The organism is Nitrospirota bacterium, assembly GCA_035873375.1.
Taxonomy (GTDB): Bacteria; Nitrospirota; Thermodesulfovibrionia; order Thermodesulfovibrionales; family JdFR-85; genus BMS3Bbin07.
Genome location: JAYWMQ010000028.1, coordinates 16,481 through 35,094, shown reverse-complemented (window position 1 = coordinate 35,094; position 18,614 = coordinate 16,481). Strand labels below are relative to the sequence as shown.

General features: G+C 45.6%; 19 protein-coding genes. 13 read left to right on the top strand and 6 right to left on the bottom strand.

All coding sequences use genetic code 11. The annotated features are described in order from the left end of the window. The first annotated feature begins 29 nt into the window (after positions 1 to 29). Genes VST71_06480 through VST71_06450 form a run of 7 tightly spaced genes read left to right on the top strand, consistent with a single transcriptional unit; the run spans position 30 to position 7,699 of the window. The gene (locus VST71_06480) at positions 30 to 2,018 is read left to right on the top strand and encodes a methyl-accepting chemotaxis protein (GenBank protein MEC4685359.1); all 1,989 of its coding nucleotides are present in this window, start codon (positions 30 to 32) and stop codon (positions 2,016 to 2,018) included. Then, on the top strand, positions 2,015 to 2,557 hold the full coding sequence (locus VST71_06475; GenBank protein MEC4685358.1) for a chemotaxis protein CheW: 543 nt from the start codon (positions 2,015 to 2,017) through the stop codon (positions 2,555 to 2,557). Before VST71_06480 ends, VST71_06475 begins: the two co-directional genes overlap by 4 nt. Then, positions 2,511 to 4,496, top strand: a complete 1,986-nt coding sequence (locus VST71_06470) for a HEAT repeat domain-containing protein (GenBank protein MEC4685357.1) — start codon at positions 2,511 to 2,513, stop codon at positions 4,494 to 4,496. The genes VST71_06475 and VST71_06470 overlap by 47 nt, the downstream gene beginning before the upstream one ends. Beyond that, complete coding sequence (locus tag VST71_06465) at positions 4,489 to 5,388, top strand: protein-glutamate O-methyltransferase CheR (protein ID MEC4685356.1); 900 nt, start codon at positions 4,489 to 4,491, stop codon at positions 5,386 to 5,388. The genes VST71_06470 and VST71_06465 overlap by 8 nt, the downstream gene beginning before the upstream one ends. Further along, positions 5,373 to 6,431, top strand: coding sequence for a chemotaxis response regulator protein-glutamate methylesterase (locus VST71_06460; GenBank protein MEC4685355.1), 1,059 nt, complete (start codon positions 5,373 to 5,375; stop codon positions 6,429 to 6,431). The genes VST71_06465 and VST71_06460 overlap by 16 nt, the downstream gene beginning before the upstream one ends. Positions 6,432 to 6,489: 58 nt before the next feature. Beyond that, on the top strand, positions 6,490 to 7,317 hold the full coding sequence (locus VST71_06455; GenBank protein ID MEC4685354.1) for a GAF domain-containing protein: 828 nt from the start codon (positions 6,490 to 6,492) through the stop codon (positions 7,315 to 7,317). 10 nt (positions 7,318 to 7,327) lie between these two features. Further along, complete coding sequence (locus VST71_06450) at positions 7,328 to 7,699, top strand: response regulator (protein ID MEC4685353.1); 372 nt, start codon at positions 7,328 to 7,330, stop codon at positions 7,697 to 7,699. A 2-nt stretch (positions 7,700 to 7,701) separates the two neighbouring features. Here the strand turns inward: VST71_06450 and rlmN are convergent, their stop codons facing one another. From rlmN to metK, 3 genes are all read right to left on the bottom strand, one after another. Continuing rightward, positions 7,702 to 8,742, bottom strand: coding sequence for a 23S rRNA (adenine(2503)-C(2))-methyltransferase RlmN (gene rlmN / locus VST71_06445; GenBank protein MEC4685352.1), 1,041 nt, complete (start codon positions 8,740 to 8,742; stop codon positions 7,702 to 7,704). Positions 8,743 to 8,758: 16 nt separating this feature from the next. Continuing rightward, the gene (gene ahcY, locus VST71_06440) at positions 8,759 to 10,015 is read right to left on the bottom strand and encodes an adenosylhomocysteinase (protein ID MEC4685351.1); all 1,257 of its coding nucleotides are present in this window, start codon (positions 10,013 to 10,015) and stop codon (positions 8,759 to 8,761) included. Positions 10,016 to 10,108: 93 nt separating this feature from the next. Beyond that, positions 10,109 to 11,260: a methionine adenosyltransferase gene (metK, locus tag VST71_06435; protein ID MEC4685350.1), complete on the bottom strand. Its 1,152-nt coding sequence runs from the start codon at positions 11,258 to 11,260 to the stop codon at positions 10,109 to 10,111. Between the two features lie 377 nt (positions 11,261 to 11,637). Between metK and VST71_06430 the strand changes: the two genes are divergently transcribed. From VST71_06430 to rimI, 4 genes are read left to right on the top strand one after another with little or no spacing between them, the layout of a single operon-like run. Further along, the gene (locus VST71_06430) at positions 11,638 to 12,072 is read left to right on the top strand and encodes a universal stress protein (GenBank protein ID MEC4685349.1); all 435 of its coding nucleotides are present in this window, start codon (positions 11,638 to 11,640) and stop codon (positions 12,070 to 12,072) included. 21 nt (positions 12,073 to 12,093) lie between these two features. Next, positions 12,094 to 12,780, top strand: a complete 687-nt coding sequence (locus VST71_06425) for a response regulator transcription factor (GenBank protein ID MEC4685348.1) — start codon at positions 12,094 to 12,096, stop codon at positions 12,778 to 12,780. After that, complete coding sequence (locus tag VST71_06420; protein MEC4685347.1) at positions 12,743 to 14,128, top strand: ATP-binding protein; 1,386 nt, start codon at positions 12,743 to 12,745, stop codon at positions 14,126 to 14,128. The genes VST71_06425 and VST71_06420 overlap by 38 nt, the downstream gene beginning before the upstream one ends. A gap of 60 nt (positions 14,129 to 14,188) precedes the next feature. Continuing rightward, positions 14,189 to 14,635 (top strand): ribosomal protein S18-alanine N-acetyltransferase, encoded by a 447-nt coding sequence (gene rimI, locus VST71_06415; protein MEC4685346.1) that lies wholly within the window; start codon positions 14,189 to 14,191, stop codon positions 14,633 to 14,635. A gap of 11 nt (positions 14,636 to 14,646) precedes the next feature. On the opposite strand, the gene VST71_06410 is transcribed toward rimI, so the two are convergent. Both VST71_06410 and VST71_06405 read right to left on the bottom strand, forming a co-directional pair. Continuing rightward, the gene (locus VST71_06410; protein ID MEC4685345.1) at positions 14,647 to 15,267 is read right to left on the bottom strand and encodes a sugar phosphate isomerase/epimerase family protein; all 621 of its coding nucleotides are present in this window, start codon (positions 15,265 to 15,267) and stop codon (positions 14,647 to 14,649) included. A 139-nt stretch (positions 15,268 to 15,406) separates the two neighbouring features. After that, complete coding sequence (locus VST71_06405; protein MEC4685344.1) at positions 15,407 to 15,691, bottom strand: FmdB family zinc ribbon protein; 285 nt, start codon at positions 15,689 to 15,691, stop codon at positions 15,407 to 15,409. 220 nt (positions 15,692 to 15,911) lie between these two features. Between VST71_06405 and VST71_06400 the strand changes: the two genes are divergently transcribed. Then, positions 15,912 to 17,123 (top strand): glycosyl transferase, encoded by a 1,212-nt coding sequence (locus VST71_06400; protein ID MEC4685343.1) that lies wholly within the window; start codon positions 15,912 to 15,914, stop codon positions 17,121 to 17,123. A gap of 15 nt (positions 17,124 to 17,138) precedes the next feature. Next, positions 17,139 to 17,639, top strand: coding sequence for a ferritin family protein (locus VST71_06395; protein ID MEC4685342.1), 501 nt, complete (start codon positions 17,139 to 17,141; stop codon positions 17,637 to 17,639). Positions 17,640 to 17,713: 74 nt separating this feature from the next. Here VST71_06395 and dapB read toward each other — a convergent pair whose 3' ends face one another. After that, complete coding sequence (dapB, locus tag VST71_06390) at positions 17,714 to 18,517, bottom strand: 4-hydroxy-tetrahydrodipicolinate reductase (GenBank protein MEC4685341.1); 804 nt, start codon at positions 18,515 to 18,517, stop codon at positions 17,714 to 17,716. Positions 18,518 to 18,614: the final 97 nt, after the last annotated feature.

The following is an 18,614-nucleotide window of genomic DNA, read 5'->3' as shown; positions in this document are numbered from 1 at the left end:
TTAGACAGAAATTCTTTCAAGGAATGCGCATGAAGATAAAAAAGAAACTTTCCACAACATTCATACTCAGGGTCCTTATAATACTCCTTATAGGACAGTCCTTTATCTGGTACTGGTCTTTTTCCCGGCATAATATCACAATCGAGAATGATTTAAGAAAAAGAATATACATGGTATCCACCCTGATTGAAAACGCTGCAGCCGCTGTTAATACAAGTCAGGATTATACATATCTTGAACAGATAACAGACGGGGCTATCGAGGATGAAAACATAGTCGAAATAGAGGTAACCAAAAACAGCAAGCTTCTGCTCAGAAAAGCTCGGTCACCTGAAGAGAGGGCTTCACAAAGCATGGAGACACCAATAATGGAAGGGGATAGAAAGGTCGGAACAGTAACGGTACATTATAAAAAGGTAAAACCTGATATGGCTTTCATCCTCACCAATCTGATACTTCAGGGTATCGTCTTTCTTGTCCTGACCTTTCTGATCTACCTCTTTTTTCAAAGGCATATCGGCACACAGATAGAGAGTTTAAGCGCAAACATAGAAAAGGTCACACTTGGAGACCTCACGCAGAAGATAGAGATTGTAGAAGACAATGAGATCGGAATCATAGCAAAGGGGTTTGACTTCCTCATTGAACGGCTCCTGGTCACGGTGAGGAAACTAAAAAGTATCACAGGCAATGTCTCTGCGGCAATAAGCCAGTTAAACCTGACATTCAAGAATGTAATAAACGGGATAAGTAATCGACAGAGGTTCCTGGAGGAGATATCAAAGGCTGTTAAAAATGCCTCCGGGTCCCAGGAACAGACTATAGCCAATACGGAAAAACTCCTCTCATTGTCAAATGACAATGTATCTGCGCTCCTTGAGATGAGGGCCTCATCAGAGGAGATAGCATCCAATATAGGCAATCTCAATAGAAATATCAGTAATTCATACTCCACAGTGGCAGGACTGACACAGTCGGCACAGGAAGTAGCATCAATGGCGGATAATGCTACTTCTGCCGTACACCAGGCTTCAAACTCTATTGAGGAAATCAATGCCTCTGTCAAGGAAGTAGAAAAAACCATCAAGGAATCCGCTGAACTGAGCAACCGGACAACAAATATTATTGCAGAAAAGGGCATGTTATCCGTTGTAGATGCAATTGAGGGGATGGAAAGGATTGAAAATTCCGTCAACTCCCTCACAGAGACAATTGAAAGGCTCGGAAGAAGGTCAAGGGATATTGAAAAGATACTGTCGGTTATCAAGGATGTGACTGAACAGACAGGCATGCTCAGCCTGAATGCACAGATACTCGCTGTTCAGGCCGGGGAGCATGGAAAGAGTTTTTCCATAGTTGCCGATGAAATGAGGAACCTCTCGGAAAAAACCGCAGCATCCACACGTGACATTGCAACCATTGTCTCAACCCTGCAGAAGGAGATTAGAGAGGCCATGGAGAGTACGATGGAGACCGTCAGGATGGTTGAAGAGGGAAACCATGTGGTACTCAAGACCGGTGATACCCTGAGAGAGATACTGCAGGCCTCGCAAAAATCCACACAAATGGCAGCAAGCATTGAGCGTGCCGCCGCGCAGCAGGCAAAGGGGCTTGAGCTTATCGTCAATGCCATCGAGCATATCAAGAATATGATTCTGGATGTCAACAGGACAACAGAGCAACAGGAAAGGGGCACGGCCTCTCTCCTTGAAAGCATAAGTTCAATCAAGGAGTCAATGGAGGCTGCCAGAAATGCCACGGATGAACAGGCAGAGAGTACCCGATTTATCACAGATAATATCGAACTCGCAAACGAGAAGACTGCTGAGATAGCAAGGGCCTCGGCTGAACAGCAGAAAGTCAACAGGAGGATCATAGAGGCAATGGAAGAGGTTATGGTGATAGGGAAGGAAACAACAAGGAATGTTAAAGAGGTCTCGCTCTTCATTACATCCCTGCATAACGAAGTGGAGGTATTGAGAAAAGAAGTGGAACTCTTCAGGACCAGTGCTCAATGAGATACACTATCTTTGATATTGCTGATGAGAACTTCGGCATGGACATTCAGGGTGTTGTTGAGATACTCAAAACTCAGGAGTTGTGCAAAATACCGGAACTTCCGGATTTCGTCTCCGGAGTGATAACCGTAAGGGGAGAGATTATCCCTGTCATTGACCTGAGGATCAGGTTTGGCATAACGGAGAAGACCGGCAAACAGAGGGTCATCCTTATCAGGCTTGAAGAGGACAAGGTTGGTCTGCTTGTGGATAACGTGACGGATATAGTGGAAATATCCGAAGAAAAGATATCAAAGCCCCCTAAACTCTTTAAAGGGTTCAGGGCGGAGTTTATAAAAGGACTCGGACAGAAAGATGCCTATGTTGGGGCAAAAACTTCCAACAGCAACAAGGTAATAATAATTCTCGATATTGAACGTATACTCACAAGCGAGGAAAAAATCAAGTTGAAGAGATCCAGGAAAAAACTGAAAAATGAAGAGGTGAGCCCTCATGGAAGGGAAAGTGTCAAGAGAAGACCCGAAAAAGACAAAAAATAAAGAGATAGAATCAAGGCGGCAGAATATCCTCTCCATGAAGAACAGGCCTGAGGGTCTGAATTACGTTCTTGATTCTTTTAAGGATGAAAGCTGGAGAATAAGGAAAACCGCACTCAATGTCCTGCTTGAGGGCTTCAGCCCGGATAGTTATATAAAAGACCTGATCGGTCTTCTTTATGTTGAAGATAATGCGGGGGCACGCAATACCGCGATAGAGGCCCTTATAACGCTCGGCAAAAAAGCGGTTCCTCAACTCATCGATGCCTTTGAGTCTGATAATCACGACGTGAGAAAGTTTATCATTGATGTCCTGGGATTTATCGGTGGAAAGGAGGTCCTGCCCCTGCTGCTCAGGGCAATAAAGGATGAGGATGTCAATGTAAGGGCATCAGCCGTTGAGTGCCTTGGAAGGCTCAAGGAAGCCTCTGTTATAGGCTCCCTTGTGGAGATCATAGAGACCGGAGAGGTCTGGACAGCTTACCCCGCAGTGGATGCCCTTGGGCAGATAGGGGACAGAACCGTCATCCCTTATCTCTTGAAGGTCCTCAAAAACAGCCTTCTTACCGAACCGGCCCTTAAGTCACTCTCGGAGTTCTCGGAACCCGAAACACTGAAGGAAATCATCCCCTTTCTCCATGACCAGAGACGCTCCATTGTGGAAGAAACACTGAGGACCATTGAGAAATTCTACCAGGCCGGAGCATCTGAGGAGTTCATATCCGAACAACTTCACAACATACTTGGTGATGATGCCTTTGACATACTGGTAAGACACATCAACCATAAAAACAAGGATGTCAAAGGCCCGGCAATTGTCCTTCTCGGTCTTCTATGTGACCATCGTGCAATAAGACCGCTCCTTGAACTTTCCAAAGACGAGTTTCTCAGGGATACGGTTAAACGTTCACTGGTCTTTATCGGCAAGGAAGACCCTGATTACCTTATCCCCATCGTAAAGACGGAAATCCCTGAAAGGAGCAGATTAATAGTTGAGGTCATTTCCGAACTTCAAAACCCTGCGTTTTACGACATACTCTTATGGCTCCTGATGGAACACGACGGCCATGTGGTTGCTTATGCTGCAAGGGGTTTGGGCTGGATAGGAGACAGGAGGGCTGTAGAAGAAATTTTCCCTCTCCTCATACATCCCTATCCGGACGTACAGGAAGCTGCAGTTGCTGCACTGACCGAACTGAAAAAGTTCCTTTCCATTAACGAGCTGATCGATAAGCTAAATTCTCCGAATATACTCTCAAGGAAAAATACCGCCCTTATTCTCGGAAACATCCATGCCGGGGAGTCAATTGAAGCACTTGGTTTTGCAGTAAAGGACGAGTCTGAAGAAGTGAGAAAGGCTGCTGTAAAGGCGATATCCATGATCGGAGGCGAACATGCAAACAGATACCTCCGTACGGCATTAACTGATGAGTCAGCAGAGATACGTGCTATTGCCACAGAAAATCTTTCTTTGCCTGGTGACATGGATACCCTGAACTCCATCATCGTTATGACAAATGACCCTGACGAAATCGTCAGGGCCTCGGCAGCCCGCGCACTCTCCAGATACAAAAATGATTTATCTCTGAAAACGCTGACAGGGTTGTTAAAAGATGCTAATGGTTTTGTTGTAACACAGGCTATTGAGTCAATTTCGCTCTTCAATGACAGAAAAGAGGCCAGAGAGTCCCTGATAAAATTACTCCTGTCAGATGATAGAGAGATTCGAAGAACGGCAATCCTGTCACTTTCATCATTTCCTGACGTGGAAAACGAGGTTGAACCACATCTCTTCAGTAAGGACTGGGCGACAAGACTTGCTGCCGTACAGGTACTGTCAAAAACAGGCACTCAACAATCAAGAGTCTGTCTTGAAGGGATATATGATATTGAAGACGACCCTACTGTCAGAAAGGCTATCGAGGTGGCCTTAGGTGTTTGAAAAACATGAGGCCTTTGCCCTCTCCGACGATGCTTTCAGACTCCTTAGAGATCTCATCAGGGACTATTCAGGAATCTACTTTGACGACAGTGCCAGATATCTGCTCGAAAAACGCCTCACGGCCAGGCTCAGAACAAACAATATAAACAATTACAGGGACTACTACAGGTATCTCCTTTACGACAGAAACCGTGAAGATGAACTTGCAGCTATAATGGACGTTCTCACAGTAAATGAAACATATTTCTTTAGAGAAAAGAATCAGCTTCTCTCTTTCAGCGATGAGATACTGCCGGAATTAAGACAAAAGAACAAAAACAGCAGGAAGATAAGAATCTGGTCAGCAGGCTGTTCCACAGGTGAGGAGCCATATACAATAGGCATGCTGATACTTGAGAGTAATCTTTTCAACGGCTGGGACATCGAAATTCTTGGCAGTGATATCAACAGAAGGGTGCTCCAGACTGCAAGAAGAGGGATTTACAGACAGAACTCCTTCAGGTCCATAGAGAGGTATTATATCAACAAATATTTTGAACCCCTGCCGGATGGTTCCTTCAAAATACTCGACAGGGTGAAAAGGCTCTTGAATTTCGGTTATCTCAACCTGTTTGACGCGGTAAAGATGAGTTCTTTGGGCAGTATGGATGTAGTCTTTTGCAGGAATGCGCTGATATATTTTGACATGCCGTCAAAGAAAAAGGTGGTAGAGGAATTTTATAATGTGTTGCCTGATGGTGGGTACCTGCTCCTGGGACATGCAGAGTCCCTGATAAATATGTCAACCGCTTTTGCCCTCAAACATCTCAAACATGACCTTGTGTACCAGAAACCGGAATCTTCATCACAGAAATCTTCATTACAAAGGATGATCTCATGCCGGAAAAGATAAAAGTCCTGGTTGTCGATGATTCCGCCTTCAGCAGGCAGACAATTAAAAACATGCTGTTGAAAACCCCTATGGTTGATGTGATCGGGGTTGCTGTGAATGGAGTAGACGCCATAAGTAAAACTCTCCGTTACAGGCCGGATATAATCACTTTGGATCTTGAGATGCCGGAGATGGACGGGTTCAGCTTCCTCAGATGGCTTATGAGAGAATGTCCCACACCTGTAATAATGGTAAGTTCCCATTCAGACAGCAAAACCGTCTTCAAGGCACTGGATCTGGGTGCCGTGGACTTCATTGCCAAACCAACCAGAAGGGCATCGTTTGAGCTTCAAAACATTGAAAATGACCTGTTGGCAAAAGTAAGGAACATAGATGCCTCATCTCTGAGCAAGCTCAACAGAAATCTGAGAGTTACATCCGGGAAAAGACCGTTGAAAAAGGTTCCCGTTTTCTCCAATAGAGTTCCGGACAGGATTGTTGCCATCGGGGCCTCTACCGGAGGTCCCCAGGCACTTCAGTTAATCCTGACAGAAATGCCGGAAAACTTCCCGGCCCCGATAGTTATAAGCCAGCACATGCCCAGAGGATTCACCGGTTCATTCTCTGAAAGACTGAACAGACTCTCGGCAATAAGGGTTAAAGAGGCAGAGGACGATGAACCACTTGAGCCCGGAAAGGCCCTTATATGCCCGGGGGGATGCCACCTACTGCTGAAGACCGGGAATGACAGGATTTATACGAGGCTTAAAAATGCCGAAGACAATGACAGATATGTGCCGTCTATTAACCTGATGATGGAATCAGCAGCAAAGATATTTAAAGACATGACTCTTGGCGTTGTGCTCACCGGCATGGGAAATGACGGAACAAGGGGAATGGTGGAAATTTTCAGGCGGGGCGGTTATACTATTACCGAGTCTGAAGAGACTGCCGTTGTCTTTGGCATGCCCAATGAGGTTATAAAAGCAGGCGCTGCACAAAGGATCCTGCCCCTCAGTGAGGTTTCCTCAGAACTTGTAAGGGTTGTAATGAAAGAAAAATAAATCTCTCCCTCCAGACGTAAAAAGTGATTTTTGTCAGTTGAAAGGAAAATAAATCAAGATGGATAAGGATAAGGAGCCCGGCATCCTGAAAAAGGCAGACGAGTTTTTACAGATATTCAAAAAGGGGGAGGAATTTACCAGAGACCTCCTTAAGGAGAACGAACATCTCCGGTTCAGGATTGCAGAACTTGAAGAAGCCCAGGCACAGGATTCCAATGCAGCAAAGATAAGGAATTATGAAAACCATATCAGAATGCTTGAAGATGAGACAGAGTCCCTGAAAGAAAGATTCAGAAAAGCTGAGACAGAGAACAGGGACTTTGCACAGAAATATATACTTGTAGCAGAAGAAAACAATAACCTCGCCAATATGTATGTAGCAAGTTACCAACTTCACTCAACACTCGATTATGAAGAGGTACTGAAGATAGTCCTTGAAATCATAATTAATCTGATAGGTGCAAGGAAGTTTTCTGTAATGTTAATTGATAAAAAGCTCGAAGAGTTAGAACCAATTGCCTCAGAAGATATTGACATGGACAATACTGCAAAAATTCCAATAGACAAGGGAGTTATAGGAGAAGTGGTCAGGGAAGGGGAAAGCTACTTTTCAGATGAATCGATTCACACGGAATCAGAGGACCCCGCAAACCCCATTGTATGCATACCACTTAAGATCAAAGAGCATGTGATTGGTGTGATTGCAATCTATTCCTTCCTCGACCAGAAGACCGGTTTTTCCGATGTTGATTACGAACTGTTCAATCTTCTGGCAGGCCATGCAGCCACTGCCATATTTTCATCCCGGTTATACAACCGGTCTGAGAGGGAGTTCACAACTATCCAGAACTTCCTTGCACTTCTAAAAGGAAAACCAACACAATAGAGGAGGGGCCATGCCAACTATCCTGGTAGTTGAGGATTCACCAACAATGAGACAACTTATAAGCTTTGCCATGCGCCGAATCCCCGGGTCAAAGGTTATAGAAGCCACCGACGGCGTTGATGCACTTAAAAAGCTGTCAACAGAGAAGGCTGACATTATCCTTGCCGATATAAATATGCCTGTAATGGACGGACTGAAACTGATAAGCCTCGTGAGGGGAAATTCGGAATTCAGGAATATACCGATAATAATAATAACTACCGAGGGGACTGAGGAGGATAGAAAAAAGGCAATGGACATAGGCGCCAATGCCTACCTTCCAAAACCGATACAGACCCAGGAACTGATTAAGCTGGTAACACAGCAGCTTGACAAAGGGTAGTTTCAAACACAATGGCAGGAGACCCTGCCCGTGTAATATCCCCTCAACTGACCACAGGCAGCCAGTATATCCTGTCCCTTACTCTTCCTCACAATCGCTGTAAGGCCTCCCGTCTGTAACAGACTCCTGAAGAACTGCACCCTTTCCTCACGAGGCCTCCTGAACTCAGCCCCCTTGTAGGGGTTAAAGGGTATGAGATTAATCTTCGAAGGTATCCCCTTGAGAAGCTTCACAAGTCTGTCAGCATCCCCGGAAGAGTCATTAAGGCCTTCAAACAGTATATACTCAAAGGTTATCCTTCTACGCGGTTCAAGGGGATACTCCCTGCATGCCCGCAGCAGTGTCTTGACAGGATAGCGCCTGTTAACAGGCATTATATGCTCCCTCACCTCATCAGTTGTGGCATTTAGTGATACGGCAAGGTTTACAGCCGGAGTAAGACCTGCCAATCTCTTTATTCCGGGAACAACACCAGAGGTCGAGACTGTAATCCTCCTCCTGGATATCTTTAACAGACTATTCATCCTCTTAAGGGCGTGAGAAACGTTATCAAGGTTATTCATAGGTTCTCCCATCCCCATAAAGACAATATTCGTCGTCATCCGTGGTTCGATCAACCTCTGTACCGCTATCACCTGATCCACTATTTCATGGGCCTGGAGGTTTCTGATAAAACCCATCTTCCCGGTGAGACAGAACCTGCAACCCATAGCACAGCCAATCTGGGAAGAGACACACAGTGTAAATCTGTCACTATCAGGTATTAAAACAGCCTCAATGGCTTCACCATCCTCAAGGCCGAAAAGGAACTTCTCGGTCCCGTCAATTGATACCCTGCGTTCAAGGAGTTTGAGATTACTGATACAGGCTATCTTCGAAAGCCTCTCCCTTAGGGCTTTTGACAGTTCTGTTATGTCCTGTATATGGAGGACCCGTTTCTCATATATCCAGTAAAGGAGTTGTTTCACCCTGAAGGCGGGAAGGTCAAGAGAGAGGAGAAACCCGGTGAGTTCTTCCTCTGAAAGTGCCTTAAGATTAATCATAACTATTGATTACGAATTACGTCCCCATCTCCCAACTGTGGAGATACTTGTTCTGTTCCCTGGTAAGTTTATCTATCACTACACCCATTGCCTTTAATTTCAGTGACGCAATCTTTCTGTCTATTTCCTCCGGCACCCTGTAAACCTGTTGCTGAAGTTTTTTGTGATTTTTCACTATATACCGGGCACAGAGTGCCTGGTTGGCAAAACTCATATCCATCACTGCAGAGGGATGCCCTTCAGCGGCAGCAAGGTTTACGAGCCTTCCTTCGCCAAGCAGGTATATGCGTCTGTTGTTTTTCAGGGTAAACTCCTGAACAAAATCCCTCATCTTTCGTGAGGCCTTTGCCAGAGACTTTAAGGCCTTGATATCTATCTCTACATTAAAGTGTCCTGAATTACACACAATTGCCCCATCCTTCATACCCCTGAAACAGTCCCTTGATATTACGTTTATATCACCCGTAACAGTAACAAAAATATCACCTATGCGGGATGCCTCCTTTATGGTCATTAATTCATAACCGTCCATAATGGCTTCAAGTGCCTTCAGGGGGTCAACCTCTGTCACAACAACCCGTGCCCCCAGGCCCCTGGCCCTCATTGCCACGCCCCGCCCACACCATCCGTAACCGCTGACTACAAATACCGAGCCTGCTATCAACCTGTTGGTTGACCGGAGAATACCGTCAATTGTGCTCTGTCCGGTACCATACCGGTTATCAAAGAGATACTTGGTATAGGCATCATTAACAGCAATAATCGGATACTCAAGTATACCTTTCTCAGCCATCGCCCTCAATCTTACAACACCCGTGGTTGTCTCTTCAGTACCGCCGATCAGGTTCCCGGTTTTATCCTTTTCAGACGTATGGAGGGTGGATACGAGATCAGCTCCGTCATCCATGGTTATGTGCGGCTTGATTGAGAGCACAGAGCGGATATGGCTGTAATATTTGCGATTGTCTTCGCCCTTAACGGCAAAAACAGGTATTTTGGAATATTTTACAAGTGATGCTGCAACATCATCCTGTGTACTGAGGGGGTTTGATGCACAGAGCACCACCTTTGCGCCACCAGCCTTAAGGGTCTCCATAAGACTGGCTGTCTCGGTTGTAACATGCAGACATGCAGCTATCGTGATACCCTTAAACGGTTTTTCCTTCTCAAACTGCTCCCGGATCTTTCTGAGCACAGGCATTTCCATCTCTGCCCATTCGATCCTCAACCTGCCCTGTCTGGCAAGTTTCAAATCCTTCACATCGTGCTTCAGCATCCACTTCTCCCTTCCTGTTAATCCACATACAATATTGTCTTTACTCCACTGCTCCAAAACTCCATTACTCCAACCCTGTCTATCCTTCTTTTATAACCCTGCCTGCTTTCTCAAGGTCTCGGCGCGATCAGTCTTTTCCCATGTAAAATCAACATCATTCCTGCCGAAGTGACCGTAAACAGCGGTCTTCTTGTAAATCGGCCTTCTCAGGTCAAGGGTCTCCATAATCCCCTTTGGCGTCAAGTCAAAGTTCTTTCTTACAAGCGTGACGATATCCTGATAGGGAATCTTTTCAGTACCAAATCCGTCAACGAGTATGGATACCGGCTCAGGAATACCGATGGCATAAGCAACCTGTACCTCAGCCCTGTCAGCAAGACCTGCAGCTACAATGTTTTTGGCAATATAGCGCGCCATGTAAGCACCTGAACGGTCCACCTTTGTCGGGTCCTTACCTGAAAAACACCCTCCGCCATGCCTGGAAATCCCTCCATAGGTGTCAACGATTATCTTTCTGCCTGTCAGCCCCGTGTCACCCATGGGACCACCAACAACAAATCTGCCGGTTGGATTAATATGATATTTTACATTCTCTTCATCAAGAAGTTCGTTAGGCACAACAGGCTTTATTACCTTCTCTATAATATCCTCTCTTATCTCTTTGAGCGTCACGTCAGGGTTGTGTTGTGTTGAGACCACTATGGAATCAATCCTGTAGGGCTTGCCCTCCCTGTATTCAATGGTCACCTGTGTCTTTCCGTCCGGTCTCAGATAGCCAAGTATATCCTTCTTTCTCACCTCTGAAAGCCTTCTGGCAAACTTGTGGGCAAGTATAATTGGAAGCGGCATCAGTTCAGGAGTTTCGTTACATGCAAAACCAAACATGAGTCCCTGATCTCCGGCACCCCCTGTATCCACGCCCATCGCTATATCACCTGATTGACGGTCAATCGCTGTGATTACAGCACAGGTCTCATAATCAAATCCGTATTTCGCCCTTGTATACCCGATATCTTTTATGGTCTCCCTGACAAGCTCCGGTATATGGACATAACAGCTTGTGGTGATCTCACCTGAAACAAAGACAAGACCGGTTGTTGTAAGCGTTTCACAGGCAACCCTGCCATAGGGGTCCTCTGAAAGTATAGCATCCAGAATTGCATCGGATATCTGATCGGCAATCTTGTCAGGATGCCCCTCTGTTACTGATTCAGAAGTAAAAAAATAGTTCCTTCTCGGCATGCCTCACCTCCCTGAATGAAAATATTTGGTCTAATATATTAAACGTTTGCACTCAAAAATTAAAAGAGAAAACTCTGATTTACAGGCTTTTTGACTATACCGCCCCTTCCGTACTGCGCAACAATCGTTCTGCTTTCAGCACTTTCTTCTCACATAGCCCTCCAACTCTTCCTGAACCTGCTAATCACATTACATTCAAATATTATTATACTATTATGTTTTTGTCAAAAACAAATTGAACAAGGGGATGTTCACGCAACAGCATGAAAAGCCCTACTGGAATATAGCATTATATGTTAATATTATATTACTTGTTGTTGATCCGGATTCCGGGCAAAGAGCTGACAATACCCTGAAATAATCGCAGGAGGAAAAGAATGACGAAAAACACCATGAAAAAAATCCTCATCGCCCATGATGGTTCAAAAAACTCGAACAAGGCCCTCAAGATAGCGGTAGAGATAGCGGTAAAGTTCGATTCAATACTCTACGTCCTTTCCGTTGTCCCTGAATTATACCTTACCGAGCTAACAGACTTTGATCGTCAGAGGATCATGGAAGCCCTTACCGAGGAGACAAACAAGACCATGGAAAAGGTGAGGAGCTCCCTCGCCTCTCACACCATCGAACATAAAACCCTTGTCAGACAGGGCGATCCTGCCGAGGTAATCCTTGACACCGCAAAAAAGATGAAGGTCAACCTGATTGTTACAGGTTCCCACGGGCGTCATGGGGCCAGCAAATTCCTGCTCGGCAGCGTTTCCTCAAAGGTCCTCGACCACGCACACTGCCCTGTTCTCGTGGTAAAATAGAGTCAAGGAGGAAGCATTCTGATGAAAATACTTGTGGTCGAAGATGAAGAAAACGTCGCTTCTTTCATAAAGACGGGGCTGGAAGAAGAATCCCACAAGGTAGATGTTGCGACTAACGGAAAAGACGGTTTTCTACTGGCAACAACAACTGACTACAACCTCATTATACTCGACGTAATGCTACCTGAAATTGACGGATTGGACCTTTGCAGGCTGATCAGGATGAAGGGGATTCATACACCTGTCCTCATGCTCACTGCAAGAGATACTGTAGAGGACAAGGTAAAAGGACTTGACAGTGGGGCTGACGATTATCTCACAAAACCCTTCTCCTTTGAAGAACTACTTGCCCGAATAAGGGCCCTTGCAAGAAGGAGACAGTTTCCTGTTGAACCGCTCCGTTGCGGAGACCTCAAAATCGACCCTATAACGAGAAAAGTCACAAGGTCGGATAAAGAAATATACCTCAGACCAAAAGAGTTTGCCCTCCTTGAATATCTCTTAAAGAACAAAACCAAGGTTCTCACACGTACCCAGATACTTCAGAATGTATGGGGATACAACTTTGATCCCAACACAAACGTGGTTGATGTACACATCAATTTCCTAAGAGACAAAATCGACCGCGGTTCTTTAAAAAAACTCATCCATACCGTACGCGGCATCGGTTATGTTATTAAAGAAGATGACTATAACCTTCAGGCATAAACTCACCTTCGTCTACTCCTTTGTTACCCTCTGCCTCATATTCATCTTTGTATCAGCTCTTTATCTCTCCTTCAAAAACAGCATCATCAAGAAGATTGACAGTACTTTATTAGCCGAGGCCCGTATTGCAGCAACCAAGGGGATAACCGACAACAATACGGACAAAATCGGAAAGGTAATGATAAAAAAGACAGGAAATGAATATGTGCAGGTTTCTAATATTCGCGGAGATATATCCATTACATCGCTGAAATCCGAAAACCTCAGTTGGCCTATAAAGATGTCCTTGATCGACAAGGCATTTAATGGCGCTTATTCATTTGATACCGTATCCTTCAGGGGGGAACCATATAGGGTTCTGCATTTTCCTGTGGATAAGAGCAGAATACTCAGGCTCGGGTATTCGTTACAAGAGGTGGACGGGGAGCTTAAAGAACTCCGGAATCTTTTCTTCTTTTTTCTTCCGTTTCTACTCTTAACCGTAGCTGTCTTCGGTTATAACATGGCAGGAAGGACCATACTCCCGGTTGTCAGGCTGACGGAAACGGCAGACAAGATCAAGAAAGGGGATTTAAAGGAACGGATACAACTGGATTCCCCCGGCCTTGAGATCAGGAATCTGGTAAGGGTCTTTAATGACATGCTCGACAGCATCCAGAAACATGTTGAAGGGCACAAACGTTTTACCTCTGATGTCTCCCACGAGATCCGTTCACCCCTTACCGCACTTAAAGGCAGCATAGAGGTGACCCTGAGGAGGAAACGGAATCCGGAGGAATATGAGGATATACTGAAGAAAAACCTCTTTGAAGTAAACAGACTTCATAAAATAAGCGACAACCTCCTGCTCCTTGCAAGGGCTGACCATGATATTATTGAACTCAGGAAGTCATGGGTTGACATTAACGAACTGCTTGGCCTCATTGTGGAGAGACACAAAACCAAGATACTGGAAAAATCACTGAATGTAATTGAAGAATATCAGGAGCCACTTGAATTCCTGAGCGACAGGGACCTCCTTGACGAGGCCCTATCCAACCTTTTTGACAATGCACTGAAGTATACACCTGACAAAGGCTCTATCTTCCTGAAGACAGAACAGTCCTTCCAGGGGATAACCGTAACATTTCACGACACAGGACCCGGAATACCTGAAAAAGACAGGGATAGAGTTTTTGAAAGGTTTTACCGTGTTGACAAGACAAGGTCACGACTCTCCGGTGGTTCAGGTCTCGGACTTGCCATAACAAAATGGATTATTGAAACCCATGGAGGAGATATCTCTGTAAAAAACCATAAAGAAGGAGGAGCAATATTTACAATAACACTGCCGGTTGATGATGCGTAAATCTTCTCTCCCTGAATTCCTGCAGGCCCCATGCCATAATAATGAAACGGTGTTTTTACAATGACAAGGATTTTCATCAGGGAAATGACGGTTTCCGACATCCCTGAGGTGACCGCAATAGAGAACGAGTCCTTTTTCACCCCCTGGTCAGAGGCAGCTTTCTTTTCAGAGATTAATAATCCCGCCTCCATCTGCCGTGTTGCCATGGCAGGAGATTCCTTGATCGGGTATGTATGTGCCTCCTGCATCCTTGATGAAGGTCACATATTAAATCTCGCTGTGCGGCCTGACTACAGAAGAAAGGGGATAGGAAGGATGTTGGCCCTGTCCATTCTGAAAGAACTACGCGCATGTGGTTGCAAAAAGATTTTCCTTGAGGTCAGGGCATCCAATACAGCTGCAATAAGATTATATGAATCCATAGGGTTCAGGATGGTGGGCCTGGAAAGGGGATACTATTTTCTTCCAAGAGAAGATGCCGTTGTCATGGGTCTGCAATTCCACTGAGAAGAGTATGACTATACTGCATCAAGGAAACGGATACTCTCCTTAACATCATCAATGGAATGCGTCTCTACTGTAACTATAAGGTTATCTGCATTGAGGATTTCAAGATCATCAAAAAGTGTCTTAAAATCAAAGACCCCTTTGCCCGGCGGCATATGGGAGTCTCTGGTGCCGTCATTGTCATGAAGGTGAAGCTCCAGGAGATAAGGACTGACAATGCTCAGCCATTGTTTCAGGGAAATCGTGGAAAAAAGATTGAAGTGTCCTGCATCAAAACACAAGCCGAAATTCCTGGAATTTACGGCCTCTGCAAGCATCCTGAGGTTTTCCGGCTCCTCCTCGAATATATTTTCAATGGAGATGGTAAGGCCCTGCGCCTCGGCCTGCGCCAAAACGGGTTCCCACGTCCTTAAACTGCTTTCCAGCCATAGATCCGTCCTGTGTTCGTATTTCCACTTCTCGTAACCCGAATGAAAGACTACATTTCTTGCCCTGAGTAATCCCGAGACATTGAGGGTCCGAGAAAATCTCTCCATGGTCACCTTGCGTATCAGTGGGTCAACTGCACCTGGAGAAAGGTCCATAAAAGGGCCATGGACGGTCAGGGAGGGGGTATAGGTAAAGGAATTCAACAAACCTTCTATTGAGGTTTCGCCTGCGGCCTCAAGGTCATCAGCACTAAAATAGACCTCAAGGTTCAGCCTGTGTTCATTTATAAAAGATAAATACTCCCCTACTCTGATGTACGGAATATGAAAATAAACAATGGAGTTAAGTCTTTGTAGTCTCAGTTTTTTTATCCTTTTTGCTGTCCTGTCCCTTCTTCGTTTTCCCCTTGTCTTCCTTGCCTTCCTTTCCCATCGCCTTTTTTCTTTCAGCCGACGGATAGTCGGTCACATACCATCCGCTGCCCTTCAGGACAAAGGATGTGGATGATATCAATTTTTTAAGCTCCCCTCCACACTCAGGACATGTGCTAAGGGGTGCATCACTGAACTTCTGGACCGCCTCAAGTTGCCTTTCGCATTGAAGACAGAGATATTCATAAATGGGCATAACTGTCACCTCCAGCAAAAAATATATTTTTAACTATAATAAACCTGGCGACTTTCTGTCAATCTTGACCAATTTTGCGCCTGATAGTATACTTAAGTAATATTATACTTAATAAACAAAAATTAATAAAAAAAACGGGAACCGGTAATATACCTTGCAGAGGCACTGGTTTACCTTTCAATCTTAAACAACTACCAACAGCACAGTAGGGAGGATTTGTATGTCAGACTTTTATCAGACCGGAGTAATATCCACTTTCCATAAGCTTGGGACATTAAATCTCGAAAAAATAGAGGCCGAATTAATATGGCATAGTCAGGACAGACCTATTGCACTTGTGCTGCCGTCCCTTTTCTCAGAGATCGAGGGTGAGGCCCTTAACTCCATAATCAGGGAACTGAAGGAGGTGCGATATATAGCTGAAGTCGTAGTTACCCTTGGTCCCTGTACCAGGGAAGAGTTTCAGCATGCCAGGGATTTCTTCTCTGTTCTGCCTCAGAAGACCACCCTCATCTGGAATAACGGTGAAAAGGTATCGGATGTTTACAGGGATATTGAAGAGGCAAGACTGCCGCTGGGAGAGCCCGGCAAGGGCAAATCAGCATGGATGGCCTATGGTTATGTGCTTGCCCGCAGGGAACCGAGGGTCATTGCCCTTCATGATTGTGATATAGTTGATTACAGGAGAGAGCTGCTTGCAAGGCTCTGTTATCCGGTAGTGAATCCAAACCTGGACTATGAATTCTGCAAGGGTTATTACAGCCGTGTAACAGACAGGCTTCACGGAAGGGTTACGAGATTACTGGTCTTCCCACTTGTAAGGGCCCTCCAGAAGATTATCGGCTTTACCCCGTTGCTTGTATATTTTGACAGCTTCCGGTACCCCCTTGCCGGAGAATTTTCCATGAATGTGGAGCTTGCAAGGGTTATAAGGATTCCGGCTGACTGGGGGCTTGAGGTTGGTGTCCTGGCAGAGGTGCACCGGAACTCCGCAACCAGGAGGATATGCCAGGTGGATATTGCAGAAAACTATGAACATAAACATCAGGAGCTGTCACCTGACGATGCCTCCAGAGGGCTCATGAAGATGTGCATAGACATCAGCAAATCCCTCTTCAGAACCCTTGCCTCTGAGGGTGTTATCTTCTCAGAGGGGTTTTTTAAGGCACTTATCGCCACATATGTCCGGACTGCACAGGACATGCTGAAGAGGTTTGAGGATGATGCCGCAATAAACGGACTCTTCTTTGACCGGCATGCTGAGAGCCTCGCTGTGGAGACATTCACTAACGGGATAAAGATGGCTGCAGATATCATTATGAAAGACCCGCTTGGTGTGCCCTTGATACCGAGCTGGGACAGGGTCACATCTGCAATTCCCGACATACTGAACAAGCTCAAGGAGGCCGTGGAAGAGGACAACAAGTTTTAGAAAAAGGAGGGGTATATGAAGGCTGTAGAGATGGCTATGAAGATGGAGGAGGATGCCATTAATTTCTATTCAGAGGCTGCAGAAAAGACAGGGCATCCATTTGGGAAGAAGATGTTTGAGTCCTTTGCACTGGATGAAAAGAGGCATCTTGAGATGCTCAAAGACATTTTTAAGGGCCTCAACATTGAGATCAGGGAAGGGGATCCCGGTAAGGCTGTAAAATCCATTTTTGAAACCCTGAAATCCGGGATGATGGAGAGGATCGAGGCCACAACTGATGAGATAAATGCCCTGAAAATGGCCCTCGATATGGAAAAAGAGGGCTTTGAATACTATAAGGAGGTCGCTGACGGGACCTCTGATGAAAAGGAAAAGAGACTCTTTCAGAGGCTTGCCGGGGAAGAGGAAAAACACTACAATATACTGCAGAACACCTATGCCTTTCTCTCAGACACCGGCAACTGGTTTATGTGGGATGAACATGCCATTGTTGACGGCGGCACTCCGTGGGCGTGACGTATTGACAATTGAATATTGACAATTGACGAACGACGATTTCTAAACACAGGGCTGAATAATCAGGTTTATTACTACCTCAATCCAAGCACATCGAGCATATCGTACAGTCCCGGCTCACGGCCATAGACCCATAGAGCAGCCCTTACTGCACCTGTTGCAAAGGTATCCCTGCTTGATGCCTTGTGGGTAATCTCTATCCTCTCACCGGCTCCGGCAAACATAACGGTGTGTTCTCCCACAATGTCGCCGCCCCTGATGGTCTGGATCCCGATCTCCTTTCTGCCCCTCTCACCAATAAATCCCTTTCTGGCATATATCGCTACCTCATCAAGGTTCCTTCCAAGTGCCTCGGCTACCACCTGGGCCAACTTAAGTGCGGTGCCGCTGGGGGCGTCCTGCTTCAACCTGTGGTGCGCCTCTATTATCTCTATGTCATAGTCATCGCCAAGGACCACTGCAACATCCTTCAACACCTTGAACAGAAGATTTACCCCAACAGACATGTTTGGTGCCATAACACATGGAATGCTGCGTGCAAGAGCCAGGACTTCCTGCATATCCTCCTTGCTGAAGCCGGTAGTCCCTATGACCATTGCCGTTCCCTTCTCTGATGCAACCCTGAGGTTGTGAATCGTAGCGCCAACTGATGTGAAATCAATCACCACATCGGTACTGTCAACCAGATCCTCGATTTTATCACCAAGCGGGATGTTGACCTCGCCCGTCCCGATAATAACTCCTATATCCTGTCCAATCTTTTCATGTCCCTTGCGTTCAAGGGCGCCTACAAGGTTTATCTCGGGGTGATCAATGCACAGGGCGGCAATCCTGCTTCCCGTCCTTCCCGTAGCTCCGGCAACTGTTACATTTATCATGGCTTTCCTCCTCCGTCTAACTCAGGTCAACTATCATAACAAATATCCATTTAACATGAAAAGCTCCCGTTAAAAGCCGGGAAATAAAGGCAGGATT